Annotated in this window: 15 protein-coding genes; 8 read left to right on the top strand and 7 right to left on the bottom strand. The window is 63.3% G+C overall.

What is annotated here, in order from left to right:
* Positions 1 to 78: 78 nt before the first annotated feature.
* From G7020_RS13975 to G7020_RS13965, 3 genes are read right to left on the bottom strand one after another with little or no spacing between them, the layout of a single operon-like run.
* Positions 79 to 1530: an aldehyde dehydrogenase family protein gene (locus G7020_RS13975; protein ID WP_181085419.1), complete on the bottom strand. Its 1452-nt coding sequence runs from the start codon at positions 1528 to 1530 to the stop codon at positions 79 to 81.
* On the bottom strand, positions 1527 to 2501 hold the full coding sequence (locus G7020_RS13970; RefSeq protein WP_181085417.1) for an NAD(P)-dependent oxidoreductase: 975 nt from the start codon (positions 2499 to 2501) through the stop codon (positions 1527 to 1529). Before G7020_RS13970 ends, G7020_RS13975 begins: the two co-directional genes overlap by 4 nt.
* 11 nt (positions 2502 to 2512) lie before the next feature.
* A complete protein-coding gene (locus tag G7020_RS13965) occupies positions 2513 to 3904 on the bottom strand; it encodes an NAD(P)/FAD-dependent oxidoreductase (protein ID WP_181085415.1) in 1392 nt (463 codons plus the stop codon).
* 315 nt (positions 3905 to 4219) lie between these two features.
* Between G7020_RS13965 and G7020_RS13960 the strand changes: the two genes are divergently transcribed.
* Positions 4220 to 5272 carry a GlxA family transcriptional regulator gene (locus tag G7020_RS13960; protein WP_181085413.1) on the top strand — a complete coding sequence of 351 codons (1053 nt, stop codon included), beginning with the start codon at positions 4220 to 4222 and terminating at the stop codon, positions 5270 to 5272.
* Positions 5273 to 5360: 88 nt separating this feature from the next.
* Here the strand turns inward: G7020_RS13960 and G7020_RS13955 are convergent, their stop codons facing one another.
* Entirely contained in the window at positions 5361 to 5663 is a 303-nt protein-coding gene (locus G7020_RS13955; protein WP_181085411.1) for a hypothetical protein, read from the bottom strand.
* A gap of 140 nt (positions 5664 to 5803) precedes the next feature.
* Here G7020_RS13955 and G7020_RS13950 point away from each other — a divergent pair, with 140 nt between their 5' ends.
* Positions 5804 to 6070, top strand: a complete 267-nt coding sequence (locus G7020_RS13950) for a DUF1652 domain-containing protein (RefSeq protein WP_181085409.1) — start codon at positions 5804 to 5806, stop codon at positions 6068 to 6070.
* A gap of 16 nt (positions 6071 to 6086) precedes the next feature.
* Here the strand turns inward: G7020_RS13950 and G7020_RS13945 are convergent, their stop codons facing one another.
* Entirely contained in the window at positions 6087 to 6617 is a 531-nt protein-coding gene (locus tag G7020_RS13945; protein WP_181085408.1) for a ferritin-like domain-containing protein, read from the bottom strand.
* A 79-nt stretch (positions 6618 to 6696) separates the two neighbouring features.
* On the bottom strand, positions 6697 to 7197 hold the full coding sequence (locus tag G7020_RS13940; protein WP_181085406.1) for a CinA family protein: 501 nt from the start codon (positions 7195 to 7197) through the stop codon (positions 6697 to 6699).
* Positions 7198 to 7468: 271 nt separating this feature from the next.
* Here G7020_RS13940 and glgA point away from each other — a divergent pair, with 271 nt between their 5' ends.
* Genes glgA through glgX form a run of 6 tightly spaced genes read left to right on the top strand, consistent with a single transcriptional unit; the run spans position 7469 to position 18131 of the window.
* Positions 7469 to 9019, top strand: a complete 1551-nt coding sequence (gene glgA / locus G7020_RS13935) for a glycogen synthase GlgA (RefSeq protein WP_181085399.1) — start codon at positions 7469 to 7471, stop codon at positions 9017 to 9019.
* Between the two features lie 10 nt (positions 9020 to 9029).
* Entirely contained in the window at positions 9030 to 10766 is a 1737-nt protein-coding gene (gene treZ / locus G7020_RS13930) for a malto-oligosyltrehalose trehalohydrolase (protein ID WP_181085397.1), read from the top strand.
* Positions 10759 to 12846 carry a 4-alpha-glucanotransferase gene (malQ, locus tag G7020_RS13925; RefSeq protein ID WP_181085395.1) on the top strand — a complete coding sequence of 696 codons (2088 nt, stop codon included), beginning with the start codon at positions 10759 to 10761 and terminating at the stop codon, positions 12844 to 12846. The genes treZ and malQ overlap by 8 nt, the downstream gene beginning before the upstream one ends.
* Complete coding sequence (locus G7020_RS13920; protein WP_181085393.1) at positions 12843 to 15656, top strand: malto-oligosyltrehalose synthase; 2814 nt, start codon at positions 12843 to 12845, stop codon at positions 15654 to 15656. The genes malQ and G7020_RS13920 overlap by 4 nt, the downstream gene beginning before the upstream one ends.
* Positions 15653 to 15916, top strand: coding sequence for a DUF2934 domain-containing protein (locus G7020_RS13915; protein WP_181085391.1), 264 nt, complete (start codon positions 15653 to 15655; stop codon positions 15914 to 15916). Before G7020_RS13920 ends, G7020_RS13915 begins: the two co-directional genes overlap by 4 nt.
* Positions 15917 to 15968: 52 nt before the next feature.
* Positions 15969 to 18131: a glycogen debranching protein GlgX gene (gene glgX, locus G7020_RS13910; RefSeq protein WP_181085389.1), complete on the top strand. Its 2163-nt coding sequence runs from the start codon at positions 15969 to 15971 to the stop codon at positions 18129 to 18131.
* 111 nt (positions 18132 to 18242) lie between these two features.
* On the opposite strand, the gene G7020_RS13905 is transcribed toward glgX, so the two are convergent.
* Entirely contained in the window at positions 18243 to 20519 is a 2277-nt protein-coding gene (locus G7020_RS13905; protein ID WP_181085387.1) for a fatty acid cis/trans isomerase, read from the bottom strand.
* Positions 20520 to 20636 lie beyond the last annotated feature (117 nt).

The following is a 20636-nucleotide window of genomic DNA, read 5'->3' as shown; positions in this document are numbered from 1 at the left end:
GGGATGGAAGGGCGGAGCGTAAAAAAATGCTGCATTCCCTCGCGGGTCTGCAGCATCAAGTGGCTGGCACTGCTGCGCTCAACTCGACTGATAGCTGGTCTTGACCTTGGTGAAGAACTCCCTCGCATGGGTGCCCTGCTCCCTCGGTCCATAGCTCGAACCACGGTTGCCGCCGAAGGGCACGTGGTAGTCGACGCCGGCGGTGGGCAGGTTGACCATGACCATGCCCGCCGAGGAGTTGCGTTTGAAGTGTTCGGCGTACTTCAGCGAAGTGGTGACGATGCCGGCCGAGAGCCCGAACGGAGTGTCTTCCGCGGCGGCGAGGGCCTCTTCGTAGTTCCTCACCTTGAGCACGCTCAGCACCGGTCCGAAGATCTCCTCGCGGTAGATGCGCATCTCGGGTTTCACGTCGAGAAACAGCGCGGGCTCCAGGTAGTGGCCGCCGCCTTCGCGCACCAGGCGCTCGCCGCCGCAGGCCAGGATGGCGCCTTCGGCGAGTCCCGCGCGGATGTAGTCCAGGTCGACTTCCAGCTGCTTCTCGTCCACCACCGGGCCGATATCGGTGGCCGGGTCGAGGGCGTCGCCCACCCGCAGCGCGCGGGTACGCTCGACCAGCCTGGCGACGAACTCGGGATAGATGCCCTCGGTCACGATCAGCCGCGAGCTGGCGGTGCAACGTTGCCCGGTGGAGAAGAACGAGCCCTGGATGGCCACATCCAGCGCCACCTCCAGGTCGGCGTCGTCGAGCACGATCAGCGGGTTCTTGCCGCCCATCTCCAGCTGCACCCTGGCCATCCGCTCGACGGCGATCGCGGCGATCTGGCGGCCAGTCTGTTCCGAGCCGGTGAAGCTGATGGCCTGCACCTTGTGATGACGCATCAGTGCATCGCCGACGCTACGCCCCGGGCCGATCAGCATGTTGAACACGCCGGCGGGCAGGCCGGAGCGGGAAATAATTTCTGCCAGGGCCCAGGCCGAGGAAGGCACCAGTTCGGCCGGCTTGAACACCACGCAGTTGCCGAAACACAGTGCCGGGGCGATCTTCCAGGCGGGAATGGCGATGGGGAAGTTCCACGGGCTGACGATACCGACCACGCCCACCGGCTGGCGACTTGTCTCGATACTTACGCCGGGGCGCACAGAGTCGTACTTCTCACCCGAGGCGCGCAGCGCTTCCTGGGCGTAGAACTTGAACGAGCGACCGGCGCGATCCACCTCGCCCAGGGCCTCGCGCACCACCTTGCCTTCCTCGCGAGCGAGCAGCCGCGCCAGCTCCTCGCGACGCTGCAGGATTTCGCTGCCGATACGGTCCAGCACATCGGCGCGCAACTGCGGGTTGCTCGCGGCCCAGGCCGGGGCGGCGGTACTGGCAGCCTCGACAGCCACGTCGGTCAACTGCGCATCGGCACGGGCGAAGCGATCCACCACATCGCGGGGATCGGATGGATTGCGGTTCTCCAGGATCTGCTCGTCGCCCCGGGGCTCGACGAAGGCGCCATTGACGAAACTGCTCTTGATACCGTCGTTCATCTGATCCCCCCAGCACGCAAGTTGCTGCAATTTGTCGATTCGACGAACTGGACGATATTGCCGATCGCCCGGTCGATCAGCCCCTGCATGGCGTCCTGGCTGCTCCAGGCGACATGGGGGTTGAGGATGAAGTTGGGATGCCGGGCGAGCCGGAAAATGGGATCGTCGGGTCGCACCGGCTCGTGCTCGAGCACGTCCAGCGCGGCGCCGCCAAGACGCCCCTGCTCCAGCGCCTCGATCAGCGCGGCCTCGTTGACCACCCCGCCGCGCCCGGTATTGACGATCACCGCATCGGGCTTCATCCGCGCCAGCTGCGCCGCGCCCAGCAGGTCGTGGGTTTCCTCGGTCAGCGGACAGTTGATCATCAACACGTCGCTGCGCTGCAGCAGCGCCTCCAGGGGCACGAAGTCCGGCCCCGTATAGCGGCCACCACGGTCATGGACGATCACGCTCATGCCAATGGCCCTGCCCAGTTCGGCAACACGCCGAGCGATGGGGCCGTTGCCGACGATACCCAGCACCCGGCTACGCAGGTCGCGGATGGGGTAGTCGAAGTAGATGTTCTTCGCTTCCCGCGCGCCGCTATGCACCTGCTGCATCAGACTGTGGTAGCTGGAAACCCGGCGGAACAGCTCGAACATCATGGCGATGGAGTGTTCGGCCACGGTGTTGGTCGCGTACCCCGGGACGTTGGTCACGGTGATACCGCGTGCCCGGCAATAGTCCATGTCGACGATGTCGGTGCCGGTCATCGCCAGCGAGATCATCTGCAGATCTGGCAGGCGCGCCAGGTGCGCCTCGCGCAGCGGGACGCTGCAGGTCAGGGCGACGGTCGCCCCGGCCAGACGCTCCAGCAGTTGTTCCGACCGGGTATAGGGATGGCTGATCCAGTCGTGGGCGAAGGGCAGCCCGGGCGTGACGACGCCCGGCCCTATCCCTTCGTCATCGAGAAAGACGACGCGATGCTTCATGAAAGGCATTCCTACTTTTTCTGCGCCGGCACATAACCGGCGGGTGCCAGTGCGGCGAGTTGACTGGTGAAGAAGCTGGCGTCGCGATCCGTGTCCTCCAGGGATTCCTTGCGCACCAGCGCATCGCGCACCAGATGCGCGCCGACGAAGCGGAACGGCTCCGGCGGGAACAGCTGCATCTTCTGGTTGACCAGCCCGCAGTTGGCCCATTCGTCGTTGGCCTCCTCCACCAGCGACTTGACGATGCGGCTGGCGAACACCGTGGTGGCGACGCCGTTGCCGGAGAAGCCGATGCCGAAGACGATATTCGGATGTCCGCCCAACTGGCCGAAGTTCGGCAGCCCCTTCATCGCGCGATCGATCGGCCCAGTCCAGCTGCTTACCACCGGAACGTCGCGCAGATGCGGGTAGAAGCTGTACATCTCATCCGCCACCTTGTCGGCGGCTGGTGATGGCTGCTCGTAGAGGTCGCCGATGCGTCCGGCGAAGGCGAACTGGCCCAGCGGCTTGCCGAACACGATGCGTCCATCGGGAGTGTTGCGGTAGTAGTTCAGCACTGTGCGCGAGTCGGTGATGCATTCGCCGCCGCTGAAACCAATCTGGTCCAGACGATTCTTGGCTGGCGCGGTCGCCACCATGTCACTGGACATGATCGCGATCATCCGGCGCAGTTCGGGGAACTGCGCGCCCCAGGCATTCATCGCCAGCACCACCTTCTCCGCCTGCACCCGGCCACGCGCGGTGTGCACTACCGGGCGTTCGGAACGCTCCAGGCGGGTTAGCGGGGATTGCTCATGGATCACCACCCCCAGATCCAGCGCAACCCGGCGCAGCCCGCGCGCCAGCATGGCTGGCTGCACGGTGGCGGCGTTGGCATCGAAGATGCCGCCCATCATGCGCGGCGAGCCGGTACGCTGGCGCACCTGTTCGCGGGTCAGCGTCTGGAACGGGTTCACCCCGTGGCGCTCCAGGCTATCGGTGAGCACCTTCCAGGAATTCACCTGGCGCTGGTTGCTCGCCGTCCACAGCCAGCCGTCCTTGCGGTACTGGGCGTCTATCCCATGTTCGCGGCAGAAGTCACCGATCTCGTCGATCGCCGATTCGGCAGCCTCGCAGATACGTCTCGCTTCCTGCTCGCCGCAGATGCTCATCACCGACAGGTACTTGGCCCACCAGTTGGTGGCGATGCCGCCATTGCGCCCACTGGCGCCGGAGCCGCAGCGATCGCGCTCGACGATCACGACTCGCCAGGTCGGATTGGCCTGCTTGAGCCGGATGGCCGACCACAGGCCGAGATAACCGCCGCCGACGATACACACGTCAGCCTGTTCATTCCCTTCGAGCGTCGGGGCGAGATGACTGTCGAGGTCAAGTGCCTGCGCATACCAGAAGCCACGGTACATGTCTTGTTCACCCAATATGAATGTGAAAGGTGTGGGACAAATGGTGCCGGGTTGGTCTGGAGCGCACTATCAGGATAAGGACAATTGCTAGAAGGCCGCTGCCGGAGCGGTACTTTCGGGCGATGAAAGATTTCTGCACAAGGGTGACCAACTATCCGAAATCTGCGCAAAGGCTGTCCGAAATCTTATAAAAGCTGTGTCCGCTGTTATATTTAAGACAAAAGATTGCGTCTAATCTGCGGACAGCGGGAGGCCTGTATAGCCGTCGTGCTGCCGATCCGGCCCTCCCACGCCCGGTACGTGAGGACAACAATAATGAAGACTTTCAGTGCTTACGAAACACCCGCCGACGAGGGCGTGAACAACGCCGTGAAACCCGATCTGCGCGTTGGTTTCATCCTGATGAACCAGTTCACCCTGGTCCCCGTCGCGGGACTGGTGGACTCGCTGCGGTTCGCAGCGGACAAGTCGTTCCGCAGCCAGCAGATCTTCTGCAAATGGGACTGGATGACCTGCAACGACCTGCCCGTCACGGCCAGTTGCGGTATGCCGGTCTCGCCGACCAAGCCGCTGGGTGTCATCGGCGAATACGACTATGTGGTCCTCGCCGGCGGCCTGCTCAGCGAAACCCGCGATCCGCCCGAATGGCTGCTCGACCTGCTGCGCGAGCTGCACGCGGCGAAGACGCCGATCATCGCCCTGTGCTCCGGCTCCTTCGTGCTCGGCAAGGCCGGCCTGCTCGACGGACGCCGCTGCGCCGTGCACTTCACCATTCGTGAGGAGTTCATGCAGCGCTTCCCCAGTGCTGAAGTGCTGGTCGACAAGAGTTACGTCGATGACGATGACATCATTACGTGCCCCGGCGGCACCGCTATCGACCTTGCGGCGAAGCTCATCAGCCACCACTGCGGCACCATTCGTGCCCAGAAAGGCCTCGAATACCTGCTGGTGGACGATGAAGAGATCCAACGCCAGACGCCGAACGGGAAGTCCAGCGTCACCGAGCTGCACGTCTACAAGAACGAGCTGGTGGAGCGCGCCATCGGCTACATGCGCAGCCACATGGACGCACCCGGCTCGTTGCGCGCAGTGGCCGAAAGCGTCGGCACAAACGAACGGCAGTTGCACCGCGCGTTCATGTCCAACACCAACGAATCACCCGCGCAGTACTGGCGCAAGCTGCGCCTGGACCACGCGAAGCGGCTGTTGATGGACACCAACCAGCACATCACGCAGATCGCCTATGCCACGGGCTTTTCCGATGCGTCGCACTTCATCCTCTGGTTTCGCAAGCTGTTCGGTGAAACGCCCAGCTCCTTCCGCAAGCGCCGCCATGAGGTCGAGAAGCTTATCAACACGGGGCACTGAGCCTCTCTACCTCATGACAGGCTGGTAACGGCATTTACTACCGGCAGCTGCGGCAGCTCCTATCCCCGCCTGGCAAAAAACTGTTCGGCTATTCCAGTGTGCCCGGATCGGACGCCGGGTCGTTCGGCCCGCCGGGATTGGAGTAGCGATCCGGTGCCAGGGCCGGGTCACCCTTGTCGTCCTCAGGCATGGTCTCCACAGGCAGGCCATCTTCGGTCACGAGTCGGCCCTGGCTGTCCCGCTGCGTCTCCAGGGTTTCCTGGGGTGTCGGGTTGCCCATGGTGCTTGGCGGGGAGCCACGTTTATCTTCGGGTGTGCCTGCAGGCCACTGGGCGAATGCGGCGGACGATGCCATCAGGCTTGCCAATGCCACTATCTTGAATGTGTTCATGCAACCTCCTCGGTAGACGCCATGGCGCCGGACGGTGGTTTACAACGCGTGAGGCCCTGCTAGCGTTTCAGTAGGCAAGACAGCCACCCTCCGGGACGGATCACGACCCGGCGCTCGGACAAACGGTGAGAGGAAGGAATATGGCTACGCGCCTACCCCTGCTGACGATAGAAAGCATCCTTCGCAACCATCTTCACCCCTATCACTGCGACTGCCATGCTCAGGAAGACAGCCGTGTTACCGTTCGTCTGTATAAAGAACACCATGATGAAGAACTGACGGTTTTCGGCATCACCGACGAGCAGTGTCGTGATGCCGCCAATCTGGTGCGTCTCGCCCAGGAGCTGCGTTTCGAGCTTTACGCAACCCGGGGTGGCTCGAAGGGTTCCAAGTCCACCGAGCATTAGCCTGCCGCTTGCTGACTCAGCGCTTGGCTTCGACACCAGGTGCCTCGGCTCGTGTCAGATAGGCCTGAGTCAGTTGCGCGAGATGGCTGCGCATCCACTCCGCCATCGCAACCTCCTCTGCCAGGATGCGGGTACAGATTTCCTGGGTCTGGGTATCGCCTACTGCCTCGGCAGCTGCGATCAGGATTTCGTAAGAAGCGATCTCCAGATTCTCGAAGACGTAGCCCATCATTGCGCCCTTGACGATCTCGTCGTTGATCATCATGCCGCCCATGGCCTGCCCCATCGCCATCATCTTGCCGCCCAGGTCCTTGAGCCCGGAATAGGACTTGTCGTAGCGCTGCAGGCAGCTTTCGATCAGCCTGGCCTGGTTCTGGGTTTCGCTGATGTGCTGTTCGATGCGTGCCTTCAGCTCGGGATAGTGCTCGATGCGGCTGGCCTGTCTGGTGAGCATGGTTTCGGCCTGGGCTTCCATGGCATGGGCGTCACGCAGCCACTCGATCAGGCGTTCGATACGGATGTCGTTGCCGGTTTGTGCGCTTTGCATGTGCATCTCCAGATTTGGCGTTCTCTTTCTTGTGTGAAAGAAGGCATCCGGCAGAGTTCCCCGGGGCCGACTGGCTGCATCAACGTGTGGCGCGCAATCTGTCCATCAGCTCCGCATAGCGCTCCGGCAGGCACTCCAGGGCGTAGCGTGCGGCCTGTTCGCGAATCGACACACGATCCCCCTCGAAATGCCGCGTCTCACTGATGCTTACCTGCCGCTCGTCCTGCTTCAGTGCAAAGGCGTAGCACTGGGTACCGCCACGATCCTCTTCGCTGTCGTCGGCCACTCCGGTGTTGGCAATGGCAATGTCGGCAGCACTGGCATTCAGCGCACCGAGCGCCATTTCGGTCGCGACTTCCTCGCTGGTCAGGCCAAAAGTCTCGATGGTGTCGAAGCTGACGTGCAGCAGCCGGTTCTTTGCGTTGGGCGAATACACGACGAATCCGCTGTCCAGTACCTGACCGCAGCCTGGGATATCCCCCAGCAGGGAAGCCATCAGGCCGCAGGTGCAGGATTCGGCAGTGGTCAGCGTCATCCGGACGTCACTTAGAAAGCGCACGATTTCGGCAAGGTCTCGCATGGTCCTGGCTCCGCTGAAATGCCCTGTTGGCTCAGTTTTCGGAGCCGGCACGCACAGGCAAAGTTCCACAGGTGAGTTTCGTCAGAAATCGAGAACCAATTCGCGCTCATCCGGTCTTTCTCAGAGTGGAGCCATAGAAGCTCTATGCCGCATACCAAAGCAGTTCAGTCTTGCCGTGCTCATTGGTTACAGCGCCACAAATGGTGGCTGTGTTGGGGAAACGTGCTCGTAACCGACCTGGCGCCCATGCCGGTCCTTGGGAAAAGTGCTTATGAGTATTGCTGCTGTTGAGAATGCGCCTGTCCCTGTGAAGCTCACCGAGCGTCCATCGCCACCGTCGGAGCGGCCCGTACTGCAACTTCGCAGCACACAGGAGCAGAAGAAGAAAATATTGTTCGTGACGTCCGAGCTGACCGATCTGGTCAAGACGGGCGGCCTTGCCGACGTGTCCGCTGCCCTGCCCCGCGCGCTGGGTGCGCTGTACGATGTGCGTGTGCTGATTCCCGGCTACTCGCAAGTGATGCAGTGCGGTATGCCGATCCGCGTGGTGGGCAGTGTTCTGTCACATGGCGACATTCCGTCATGCCGAATCGGGCGACTCGACATGCCTGATGGGCTGATCATCTATGTGGTGATCTGTCCGGAACTCTACGAACGCGACGGCCTGCCCTATGGTGACGAGCAGGGGCAGGACTGGCCGGACAATCCGCTGCGCTTCGCGCGCCTGTGCATGACGGCAGCGGATATCGCCGCAGGCGCCGCCTGCATGAGCTGGAGCCCGGACCTGGTGCATGCCCACGACTGGCCGACCGGCCTGACGCCGGCCTACATGCATTGGCGCGGTTTGACCACGCCCAGCGTCTTCACCATTCACAACCTGGCCTACCAGGGCAATATCAGCATGCAGCTGCGGCGCAAGCTGGGCATTCCGTTGGAAGCCTGTGGGCCGGAACGGATGGAATTCTACGGCTCGCTGTCGCTGCTCAAGGCCGGTATCGCCTATGCCGACCAGGTCACCACCGTCAGCGCCACCTATGCACGGGAGATCACCACGCCGGCCTTCGGCTGCGGCATGGAAGGTTTTCTCGCCATGAAGGCGCGTCAGGGCCTGCTCAGCGGGCTGCTCAACGGGATAGATGAAAGCTGGGATCCGCAAAGCTGCCCGCACCTGATCAGCCCGTTCGGGCCACAGGACTGGAACGGCAAGCGCGCCAACGCCACCCACGTCCGCCAGCTGTTCGGCCTTGAGCCTGGCGAAGGTCCCCTGTTTGCCGTGGTGTCCCGCCTGGTACAGCAGAAAGGCATCGACCTGAGCATCGAGGTGGCCGAAGCCATCGTCGAACGCGGCGGCCAACTGGCCATTCTCGGGCGTGGCGAAGCCGCTATCGAAGAACGGGTACGGCGGTTGGCGGAACGTTTCCCCGGTCGGATCGGTGCGCATATCGGCTTCAACGAGACCGATGCCCGGCGTCTGTTCGCCGGCAGTGACTTCCTCCTTATGCCGTCGCGCTACGAGCCCTGCGGATTGAGCCAGATGTACGCGCAGCGCTTCGCCTCGCTGCCCATTGCCCATCGCACCGGGGGCCTGGCTGACAGCATCGACAATGGCGTGACGGGCTTTCTCTTCGATGAACCCACGGTGCAGAGCTATCGCCATGCCGTGGAACGTGCCCTGGCGGTGTACCACAAGCCGCATCTGCTCAACGCCATGCGCTGCCGCGCCATGAGCGCCGGTTTTTTCTGGAGTCATGCGGTCGAGCCCTATGACCGGCTGTATCAGCGCCTGCTGCATCAGCGGAGCGAGGCTAGCGCCACTGCTTAAGAGGTTATCGATGCAACATGGGCCGTTACTGCTGGATGATTCCCGCACCCGTTTCAGACTCTGGGCGCCCGACGCGCAAAATGTCAGCCTGGTGCTGGTCAGTGGTGACACGCTGCCCATGCCGCGTCTTGACGAAGGCTGGTACAGCCTGGATGCCGAGGTCGGCGCGGGTACGGCCTACCGCTTCCTGATCGACGGCGAGCTGCAGGTGCCGGACCCGGCCTCCCGCGCCCAGGCAGGCGATGTTCATGAGCCCAGCCTGGTCACCGATCCCAACGCCTACGTCTGGCGCAATCAGCGATGGCGCGGGCGGCCCTGGCACGAGACCGTGCTCTATGAATTGCATGTGGGCGCCTGCGGTGGCTACGCACAGATCGAACAGCGGCTCGCCGCGCTGGCCGAACTCGGCGTGACGGCCATCGAGCTGATGCCGCTGGCGGAATTTCCCGGTGCGCGCAACTGGGGTTACGACGGCGTGCTGCCCTATGCGCCAGAAGCCTCCTACGGCAGCCCCGATGACCTCAAGCGGCTGATCGACGCTGCCCACGGCCACGGCCTGATGGTGTTTCTCGACGTGGTCTACAACCACTTCGGGCCGGACGGCAACTACCTGGGCTACTACGCCAAACATTTCTTTCGCCACGACCAGCAGACGCCCTGGGGCGACGCCATCGACTTTCGCCGGCGTGAGGTGCGCGATTTCTTTATCGACAGCGCGCTTATGTGGCTCAACGAGTACCGCTTCGATGGCCTGCGCCTGGATGCCGTCCACGCCATTCCCGACCGGGGTTTCCTGGTCGAACTGGCCGAGCGCGTGCGCGCCGACACCGAGCCGGGGCGCCATGTCCATCTGGTTCTAGAAAACGAGGACAACCGCGTCAGCCTGCTTGAGCAGGGCTTTACCGCGCAGTGGAACGATGACGGCCACAACGTGTTGCATAGCCTGCTGACCGGAGAAAGCCAGGGCTACTACGCCGACTTTCACCAGGAGTCGACCCGTAAGCTGGTGCGCTTTCTCGGCGAGGGCTTCATCTACCAGGGCCAGCAGGATCGGCGCGGGCATGCGCGGGGCGAGCCGAGCGGGCACCTGTCGCCCACCGCCTTCGTACTCTTTCTGCAGAACCACGACCAGATTGGCAACCGCGCCTTCGGCGAACGTCTGATCGCCCTGGCCGAACCCGACGCTCTGCGCGCCGCCACCGCCCTGCTGCTGCTTTCGCCGATGATCCCGTTGCTGTTCATGGGTGAGGAATGGGGTGCGCGTGAACCCTTCCTGTTCTTCACCAGCCACCATGGCGAACTGGCCGATGCCGTGCGCGAAGGTCGCCGGGGCGAATTCGCCGAGTTCACGGAGTTTGCCGACGAAGCGACGCGCGCGCGCATTCCCGACCCGAATGCAGCGGAAACCTTCGCGGCTTCCAGGCCGGATTTCGCCCGGATCGACAGCCAGTGGGCCGGGCTCTACCGGCAACTTCTGGATATCCGCCATCGGGAAATCGTGCCGCGCCTGCAGGGTGCCGCCTTTCTCGGCGCCACGGCGTTGGGCGAAGCCGCCGCCCTGGCGCATTGGCGACTGGGCGATGGCAGCCGGTTGCGCCTGGAACTCAATCTTGGCACTCATCAGGTGGCACTGACACCCGCACCTGCCAAATCTCGCTTGCTGTACAGCAACCGGAAGGACACCACAGACGCAGGTTCGCTGCCGCCGCACACCGCCAGAATCCATTTGGAAGACATCAATGAGTGACGAGCGCCTGAAACGCCTGGCCGAAGCGGCAGGCCTGTCCATCGACTGGGTCGATGCCGATGGGCGCGACCAGCGAGTGGCGCCCGAGGTCCTGCGCGCCGTACTGCATGGCCTGGGCCTGGATGCCGACAGCGATGAGGCCGTCGAGCGCAGCCTGGAAAAACTGCATGTCGATGGCGGTGCCAGCGACCTGCCGCCGCTGCTGACTCTCGACCAGGGCGCAGCGCTGGAGCTGGCACGCCATTGCGAGCCAGGCGCCCGCTACAGCCTGGAGCTGGAAGTCGGTCAGCGCTGTGACGGCACACTCGATGAACAGGCGCGCCTGGCACCCATCGACATCCCCGGCTATCACCGCCTGGAAATCGCCGGGCGCCAGCTGACCCTCGCCGTTGCGCCCCCGGCCTGCCCCGCCGTGCAGGACCTGGCCGGCCCCAGTGCCTGGGGGCTGACCGTCCAGCTGTATGGATTGCGCCGTGCCGGCGATGGCGGCCTGGGCGATACCCTGGCCCTGGAAGCTTTCGCCCGCAATGCTGCCGACCACGGCGCCGATGCCCTGGGCATCAGCCCGGTCCATGCGATGTTTGCCGCCAACAGCGGTCATTACAGCCCCTACTCGCCCTCCAGCCGGCTGTTCTACAACGTGCTGTACTGTGCGCCCGAGGCGATTCTGGGGGAAACGCCACTGCGTATCGCCATCGAGGCCTGTGGCCTGGGCGAGGAACTGCGGCGCCTGGAAGGACTGGAGCTGATCGACTGGCCCGCCGTGAACGAAACCCGCCGGTGTCTGCTGCGCCAGCTGTTCGAGAACTTCTGCAGAGGCGGCAATGCCCAGCAGGCGGACTTCGACAGCTTCCGCGCAGCCGGCGGCCAGGCGCTGGAAAATCACTGTCGTTTCGAGGCGCTGCACGACAGCCTGCTCAGCCCTTCCGGCCACCCGCAGCACTGGCGCGACTGGCCGCAGGAGTACCGCACGCCGCAGAGTCCGGCGGTCGAACGCTTCGCACGGGCGCAGGCCGATGAGGTCAGCTACCACGCCTTCTGCCAGTGGCTGGTCGCGCGCGGGCTGGAGCGTGCGCAGATCGCCGCGCGTAGCGCCGGAATGAAGATTGGCCTGATCAGTGATCTGGCGGTAGGCGCCGATGGTGGCGGCAGCCAGGCCTGGAGCCGGCAGGAAGAAGTGCTGGCCACGTTGAGCGTCGGCGCACCGCCGGACATCCTCAACCGGGCCGGGCAGAACTGGGGCATCTGCGCCTTTTCTCCCTGGGGGCTCAGGGCCAATGGCTACCGCGCCTTCATCGAAATGCTGCGCGCCAACCTGGCCCATGCCGGCGGCATGCGTATCGACCATGTGATGGGGCTGATGCGCCTGTGGGTCATGCCCGAAGGCGCCGGCCCTGACCAGGGCGCCTACCTCAACTACCCTTTCGACGACCTGCTGCGACTGCTGACGCTCGAAGCCTGGCGGCACGACGCGGTGATCCTCGGCGAAGATCTCGGCACCGTGCCGGCGGGCCTGCGGGAAAAGCTTGCGGCGCGGAACATCCTCGGCATGCGCGTGCTGCTCTTCGAGCAGGACAATGCCCGTTTCAGACCGGCCCACGAATGGTCGAAGGATGCGCTGGCCATCACCACCACGCACGACCTGCCCACCCTCGGTGGCTGGTGGCGTGGAGAGGATATCGACTGGCGCATCCGTACCGGACAGAACAGCGAGGCCGAGCGTCCGCAGCAAACTGCCGAGCGCGAGCACGAGCGTCGCGGCCTTGATGCCGTGTTGCGCCCCTATGTGCCAGACGTGCCCCGTGAATCACCGGGTGAATTGCTCGACGTCGAAAGCGCCATCCAGGCCAGCGCCTGCTTTATCGGCCATACCCCGGCACCGCTGGTGCTGTTGCCCCTGGAAGACGCGCTTGGCCTGGAGGAACAGCCCAACCTGCCCGGCATCGTCGATGAGCATCCCAACTGGCGGCGACGCTACCCCGGTGACAGCGCCAGCCAGCTTGACCATCCTGACAGCTCCCGCCGCCTACGTTGCCTGGCAGACGCGCGGCACAAGGCCAGCGGAGACGAACAACGATGAAGCCCCTCAGTGCGACGTTGCGGCTGCAATTCCACCGCGGCTTCACCCTCGACGACGCCACTACCCTGGTCGATTACTTCGCCGATCTGGGCATCAGCCATCTCTACGCATCGCCCCTGCTCACCGCCCGCCCCGGTTCCATGCACGGCTACGACGTCATAGACCCGACTCGCATCAACCCGGAACTCGGCGGCGAAGAGGCCCTGCATCGGCTGGTCGAAGCCCTGCGCGCCAGGGGCATGGGGCTGATTCTGGATATCGTCTCCAACCACATGGCCGTTGGAGGTTCCGGTAATCCCTGGTGGCTGGATGTGCTGGAATGGGGACGGCGCAGCCCCTATGCGCTGTTCTTCGATATCGAATGGAATTCCCCCGACCCGCTACTCGAAGGTCAGCTGCTGGTGCCTTTCCTTGGCAGCGACTACGGCGAAGCCCTGCAGCAGGGCAGCATCGTCCTGCGCCTGGATGCGGAAGAAGGCGCTCTCTATGCCGAGCATTACGAACACCGCTTCCCCATCACTCCGCCCAGCTACGGCGAGGTGCTGCGTCTGGCCGAGCAGCCGCAGCTGCGTACCCTGGCGCAGCACTTCGATGCCCTGAAAACCGAACCGGCGCCCTGGCAGACCGCCCGCCAGCTGCGCGCCGAACTGGCCCGTGTTCTGGAAAATCACAGCATCCGACAGCCTCTCGAAGAAGCGCTCAAACGCTACGACTCCACTCACGAGGAAGGCTTCCGGCGCCTGCATGCCCTGCTCGAACGGCAGAACTATCGCCTGGCCAGCTGGCGTACCGCCGGTGACGACATCAACTGGCGGCGCTTTTTCGATATCAACGAACTGGGCGGCTTGCGCGTTGAACGACCGATAGTTTTCGAGGAAACCCACGCAAAAATCTTCCAGCTGATCAGCGACGGTCTGGTGGACGGCCTGCGCATCGACCATATCGACGGACTGGCCAATCCGCGCGGCTACTGTCGCCGCCTGCGTCGCCGGGTGGATCGCCTGAATGCTGCGCGCCCTCCCGAAGCGGCCCAGGATCATGTGCCGATTTACGTCGAAAAGATCCTTGCCGGTAACGAACGTCTGCATGATGACTGGGGTGTGGACGGCACCACAGGTTATGAGTTCATGAACCAGGTGTCGCTGCTGCAGCATGACCCGCTCGGTAAATCCGTCCTTTGCGGTTTGTGGAGCGAAACCGCAGAGCGCCCCGAGGATTTCATGGAAGAAGTGCGCCAGGCGCGACAGCTGGTGCTCACCGGGCCGCTGGCCGGCGACTTCGAGAGCGTCGCCCAGGCGCTGCTGCAGGTGGCGCGGTATGACCTGATGACCCGCGACATCACTCTCGGGGCGATCCGCCGGGCGCTGCTGGAGCTGATCGTGCATTTTCCGGTGTACCGCACCTACATCGCTGCCCAGGGGCGTCGAGAGGCCGATGAGCCCTTCTTTCAGCAGGCACTGGCCGGTGCGCGTACTACCCTCGGCGAGGCGGACTGGCCGCTGCTCGATCATCTCGACCGCTGGCTTGGCGGCGAACCCTTGCGCTCCCTGCCACCAGGACCTGCACGACGCATTCGCCGCTACGCCTGCACACGCTTCCAGCAGCTCACCTCACCCGCCGCCGCCAAGGCTGTGGAAGACACCGCCTGCTATCGCTCCGGAGCCCTGCTTTCACGCAACGACGTCGGTTTCGACCCGCAGCATTTCAGTGCACCGGTGGATGCCTTCCATGGCGAGTGCCTGGCTCGCGCCGAATACTTTCCGCGAAACCTGCTGACCACCGCCACCCACGACCACAAGCGCGGCGAAGACACCCGCGCGCGCATGGCCGTGATCAGCGAGCGCGCCGACTGGTTCGCCAGCAAAGTGCGCCATTGGCGTCAGCTTGCCTATGGGTTGCGCCAGCAGCTGGCTGACGGATCAGCGCCCTCTGCCGGTGACGAGTTGCTCCTGTACCAGGTCCTGCTCGGCAGCTGGCCGCTGGAGCTGGTCCCGGAAGACCGTCAGGGCGTCGAAGCCTATTGCGAGCGGATCATCCAGTGGCAGGAAAAGGCTCTGCGCGAAGCCAAGTTGCGCACCAGCTGGACCGATCCCCACAGCGAATACGAAAGCGCTTGCCAGCAGTATCTGCGCATCCTGCTGCTCGGCGATGAAGGTCGGGCCTTGCGCAGCGAAATAGCCGAAGCGGCAGCCGAACTGGCGCCGGCTGGTGCGCTGAACAGCCTGACCCAGACGCTGCTGCGTATGACTACGCCGGGCGTGCCGGACCTTTATCAGGGGACCGATTACTGGGATTTCAGCCTGGTCGACCCCGACAATCGTCAGCCGGTGGACTTCGCCCGGCGGCGCGCCTCCTTCGATCCGCAGGCTCAGCCCGCCGAACTGCTGGCGAGCTGGAAAGACGGTCGCATCAAGCAATGGTTGATCGCACGCAGCCTGAACCTGCGCAGCGTCCAGCCAGGACTGTTCAGCGAGGGCGCTTACCTGCCGCTGAAGGTCGAAGGCACCCATGCCGATCAGGTGATTGCCTTTGCCCGGGAGTGGGAAGGCACCTGGATCATCGTCATCGCCGCCAGGCTGGCCAGCGGACTTCTGGGGGACAGCCGCACGCCACATATTGCTCCCGAGCAGTGGAAAGACACCTTGGTGAAGCTACCCGAGGTGCTGAGCGGTCTGCCGCTCATGCGACTTTTCGGCGTGGATGCAGTCAGACCCAGACAAACGAGCCTGCACCTTCAGCACGCCCTGGAATCGCTGCCTGTGACCGTTTTGCAAATAACAATCAAATCGTCAGGAGAAGAGGAACGATGAATCAACAAGAACAACGCATTCGCGAATTCGCCTATGAAATCTGGCAGTCCGAGGGCTGCCCGGAAGGACAGGATGCCCGCCACTGGGAAATGGCCCGCAAGCTGGTCGAAACCCAGGGTAGCGTCCCTCCCGCAAAACCGGCACGTCCCCGCAAGACGGCCACCAAGCCGGTCGATGCGACACCGGTCGAGAAGCCGGTAAAAGCTGCCGCAGCCCGCAAGCCCCGGACGCCGCGCTCAGCCAAACCAACAGATAGCTGAACAGGCCTGGCCATAAGCCCAGCCATGTCGCGACTCGTTCATCGGAGTATTCATGAGCAAACGAAAACCTTCCGCACCTCGGCCCCAGCAGATTTCGCGCGTTCACGAAGGGCTTCCCTTTCCCTTGGGGGCGACCTGGGACGGCCTGGGCGTCAACTTCGCCATCTTCTCGGCGCATGCCACCAAGGTTGAGTTGTGCCTGTTCGATGCCAGCGGTGAAACCGAACTGGAGCGTATCGAATTGCCCGAATACACCGATGAAATCTGGCATGGCTACTTGCCCGATGCCCATCCCGGCCAAGTCTACGGCTACCGGGTGCATGGTCCTTACGAGCCGGAAGCCGGCCATCGTTTCAATCCCAACAAGCTACTGATCGACCCCTATGCCAAGCAACTGGTGGGTGAGCTGCGCTGGTCCGAGGCGCTGTTCGGTTACACCATTGGCCATCCCGATGGCGACCTGAGTTTCGATGAGCGCGACAGCGCGCCCTTCGTGCCCAAGTGCAAGGTCATCGATCCAGCGTTCACCTGGGGTCGGGATCATCCGGTGCAGGTGCCCTGGGACCAGACGATCATCTACGAAACCCACGCACGCGGCTATACCATGCTCCACCCGGCAGTGGCCGATGAGGAGCGTGGTACTTTCGAGGCGTTCAAGACACCGGAAGTGATCGATTACATCCGCAAGCTGGGCGTCTCCAGCATCGAGTTCCTGCCCATCCATGCCTTCGTCCAGGATCAGCACCTGCTGGAAAAAGGCATGAGCAACTACTGGGGCTACAACAGCATCGCCTTCTTTGCACCGCACCCTAAATACCTGGCCAGCGGCAAGATCAGCGAATTCAAGGAAACGGTCGCGCACCTGCACAATGCCGGCCTGGAAGTCATTCTCGACGTGGTCTACAACCACACCGCCGAGGGCAACGAGCTGGGGCCGACACTGTCCATGCGCGGCATCGACAACGCCTCCTACTACCGTCTGATGCCCGACGACAAGCGTTACTACATCAACGATTCCGGCACCGGCAACACGCTGGATATGAGCCATCCCTGCGTGCTGCAGATGGTCACCGACTCGCTGCGCTACTGGGCCACCGAGATGCATGTGGACGGCTTCCGCTTCGACCTGGCGACCATTCTCGGTCGCGAACACGAGGGCTTCGATGAACGTCACGGTTTTCTCGTCGCCTGCCGCCAGGACCCGGTACTGGCCAAGACCAAGCTGATCGCCGAACCCTGGGATTGCGGCCCCGGCGGCTACCAGGTCGGCGGCTTCCCGCCTGGCTGGGCGGAGTGGAACGACCAGTTCCGCGATACGGTGCGCGCCTTCTGGAAAGGCGACGAAGGCCAGCTGGCGGACTTCGCTTCACGCCTGACCGGTTCCGGCGACCTGTACAACCAGCGTGGCCGACGCCCCTTCACTTCGGTCAACTTCGTTACCGCGCACGACGGCTTCACTCTCAAGGACCTGGTGTCCTACGACCACAAGCACAACGAGGCCAACGACGAAGACAACCGCGACGGTAGCGACAACAACCTGTCCTGGAACCATGGCGTTGAAGGACCCACCGACGACCCGCAGATCAATGACCTGCGTTACCGGCAGATGCGCAACTTCTTCGCCACCCTGCTGTTCTCCCAGGGCACGCCAATGATCGTCGCCGGTGACGAATTCGCTCGCACCCAGAATGGCAACAACAACGCCTACTGTCAGGACAGTGAAATTGGCTGGGTGAACTGGGACATCAGCGAAGACAGCCAGGAACTGCTGTCCTTCGTGCGCAAGCTCGTGCGCCTGCGCCAGCGCTTTCCGATGCTGCGCCGCAGCCGTTTCCTGGTCGGCGCCTTCAACGAGGAGCTGGGCGTGAAGGATGTCACCTGGCTGGCGCCCAACGCCGAGGAGATGTCCGTCGAGCAATGGGAGGACGTCAACAATCGCTGCATGGGCATGCTGCTCGATGGACGCGCGCAGCCTACCGGGATCCGTCGAGCTGGCTCGGATGCGACCCTGCTGATCGTCATCAACGCACACCATGACCAGATTGATTTCAGCCTGCCGGAGGTCCCGCAGGGCGTCTACTGGAACCGCCTGGTGGACACCAACAACCCCACCGCCCGCCCCGAACGTTTCGATTTCGGCGACGAATATGCCGTCACCGGGCGTTCGCTGCTGATGCTGGAGCTGATCAAGGATGTGCCCTCTTCTCTCTGGTAGTCCGCTTGTCGGGACGATGAAGTACGAACCCCAACCATTCGTAGGTCGGATTAGCCGAAGGCGTAATCCGACGGCTTGAAGGCTTAATCCGACAATCCGGGCACGATCTGCTCAGAGATTCTGATAGCGATTCATGTCGAGCACGCCCGCCTCTACCGGATCGGTTTCGTACAGGTAGCGCGTGAGATCGTTGAAATGCGCCCAGAAATCCGGATGGGTGCGGCGGATGCCCCAGCGCTCGACGATGTGCTCGAAGGCGGCCTGGTCCTTCGCCTGCTCCATGGCGACGACAAAAGCAGGCAGCTCATGGGCCGGCAGGCTGAACAGGAAGTTCGGGTAGCTGCTTAACACGCCCGGATAGACCGTCAGGGTGTCCATACGCGGTTTGTAGCGATAAGCCTCGCCGAACATGAAGGCCACATTGGTATGGGCGCGATTGCGCAGCAGGCTGTAGACCTCGCGCGGCTCGCCGTCATGCTCGACGCGCAGCAGGGTCGCTTCGGGCAACCACTCGATCACCTTCAGGCTCGCCGCAACCCGGTTGGTCAGCCGGCTCAGCGCCTGTTCGGAGGCTTGTCGGGCGGCACTCTGCCCGTCGCGATAGCAATGGCTGCTGCGACAGCGATTGATCGGGTCGGGGCTGGCATTGATGGCCGCGTGGCGCTCCAGCAATTGCCAGGCGAAACTCTTTTTCGGCGCATCGCGTTCAAGTGACAGGGCCGTCGGGGTGGCCGTATCGATTTTCGTATAAGCCAACCACAGCTTGAGCTGGCCGCTCTTGTCGTACCAGTCATCGAGAATGCCCTGACGCGAGTCGGCGGGCAGCAGGCGCAGGAAATTCAATTCGGCGCCATTGCGGATCAGATCGAAATACAGCCGGGTCTGGCCTTGATGCGAGACGTTGCCGAATACGTCGAAATTCACCACCAGTTGATAGTAGGTGCGCTCCAGCAGCGGGAAATCCATCCACCAGAGTGTCTGCGGAATTTCCCCGATCAGGCCTTTACGCACCGAAGCGCTGTCGTGCTGGCGAAAGACGCTCAGCAGCGCGTTGTCGTTGCCGCGCCAGATATGCTCCCAGCGCGCGGGCATCTGCGTGTAGGCCTGCAGGCGTAGTGTCTCGTACTGATTGCGTTTTTCCTGATAGATGCGCCAGAAGTCCATCAACCCGCCGAGGTTATCGATCTGCCCCGGCATCGCCAGCAGCGGCGTGGTCTGGCGCTGGTAATCGGCGTCGGTGAGGTAAAGGTCATGCTGCGGGTCCTGAAACAGCACCCAGAAGTTGTCGCGGATAACGTCCGTGGCGATCTGTCCCCGGCACACCGGCCCGCGTATGAAGGTGCGCACGAAGTATTCGGCGTTATCCAGCATGAACTGATAGCGCGCCCGCGCCGGAATCGCCTGGAAGGTATCGAACGGATTGGCGCGGTGGTAAGTGCCATAGCCTGGCAAGGCGTCTAGGGTCCAGTTCTCGCCGAAAAACAGCTCGTCGATGCGCGCCAGTTTCTGCCCGTCGAGGGGGTAGGTGATATGTGTCTTGTGCACGATTACCCCTTCCACGGGGCGGATGCGATAGAAGAAACGGGTACCCGGATCGTCGTTGGGCCGGCGCGTGGCGATTACGTCGACCGGCTGGCCGGCTGGCGTGCGTGAACGCACCAGCTGGAAGAAGCGCCCGCTGTTGCCGCTATCGAAATACAGATGGGCGATGAACAGATGCTCATACAGCCAGCGGCTGACCAGCGCCTGACGCTCGCCGGGAGCATTGAGCATCGCTTCCCACTGGGCAATCTGTGCTGCCTCGCTGGGCGAGGGCTGTGCCGACTGCTGGTCAGTCGGTGCGCCCTGCTCGACCCAGGCCTGCAAGGTAGCGTATTCGCTGTCCGTCAGGCCGGTTGCGGCAAAGGGCATGCCGCCGTGGGGGTTCTTCTTCGCGTAATCGGCGAATTCGCCAGGTTGCGGGCACTGGTTGTCGCGGTTGATGCCGATCTCCAGGCTGGCCGGCAGCTTGGTGTTGGCTGGCCAAGGCTCGTTGCGGCCCAGTTCGAGCATCCGTGCCAGCAGCGCCGCCTGTCCGTGCGCCGGTGCCAGCACCGAATGGAAGTCACGTCGACGCCAAGCCGCTTCGCCGTGGGCATCCAGGTACAGGCGAGTGGTTATCTGGGCTTCATTGCGTGTCCCGTTGTAGACCGGCTGTTTGTGTGCGCCACGCAGCACGCCCGCGTCGCTGCCCAGGTTGAGCTGACAGGGCGCGTCGTAACAGGCATGGCAGGCTACGCACTTGGCCGTGAAGATCGGCTGTACGTCGCGCTGATAGGACAGCGGCTCGGCACGGGCAAAACCACAGGCAACCAGCAACAGCCCGGCAAAAATGGCGCGACGCTTCATGGACAGCTCCTTGATGACAGGCGGCATGGTAGCCAAACCTGTCGCGTTCAGGCTAACGGCGCAAAGGCTTCATCGTAGGGCCGAACTTGTTCGGCCACGGGCCAGCAAGATGGCCGA

This window comes from Stutzerimonas stutzeri (assembly GCF_013522825.1).
GTDB lineage: Bacteria > Pseudomonadota > Gammaproteobacteria > Pseudomonadales > Pseudomonadaceae > Stutzerimonas > Stutzerimonas stutzeri_AK.
Note: the sequence above shows the minus strand (reverse complement) of the source record. Positions and strands in the feature narration are given on the sequence as shown.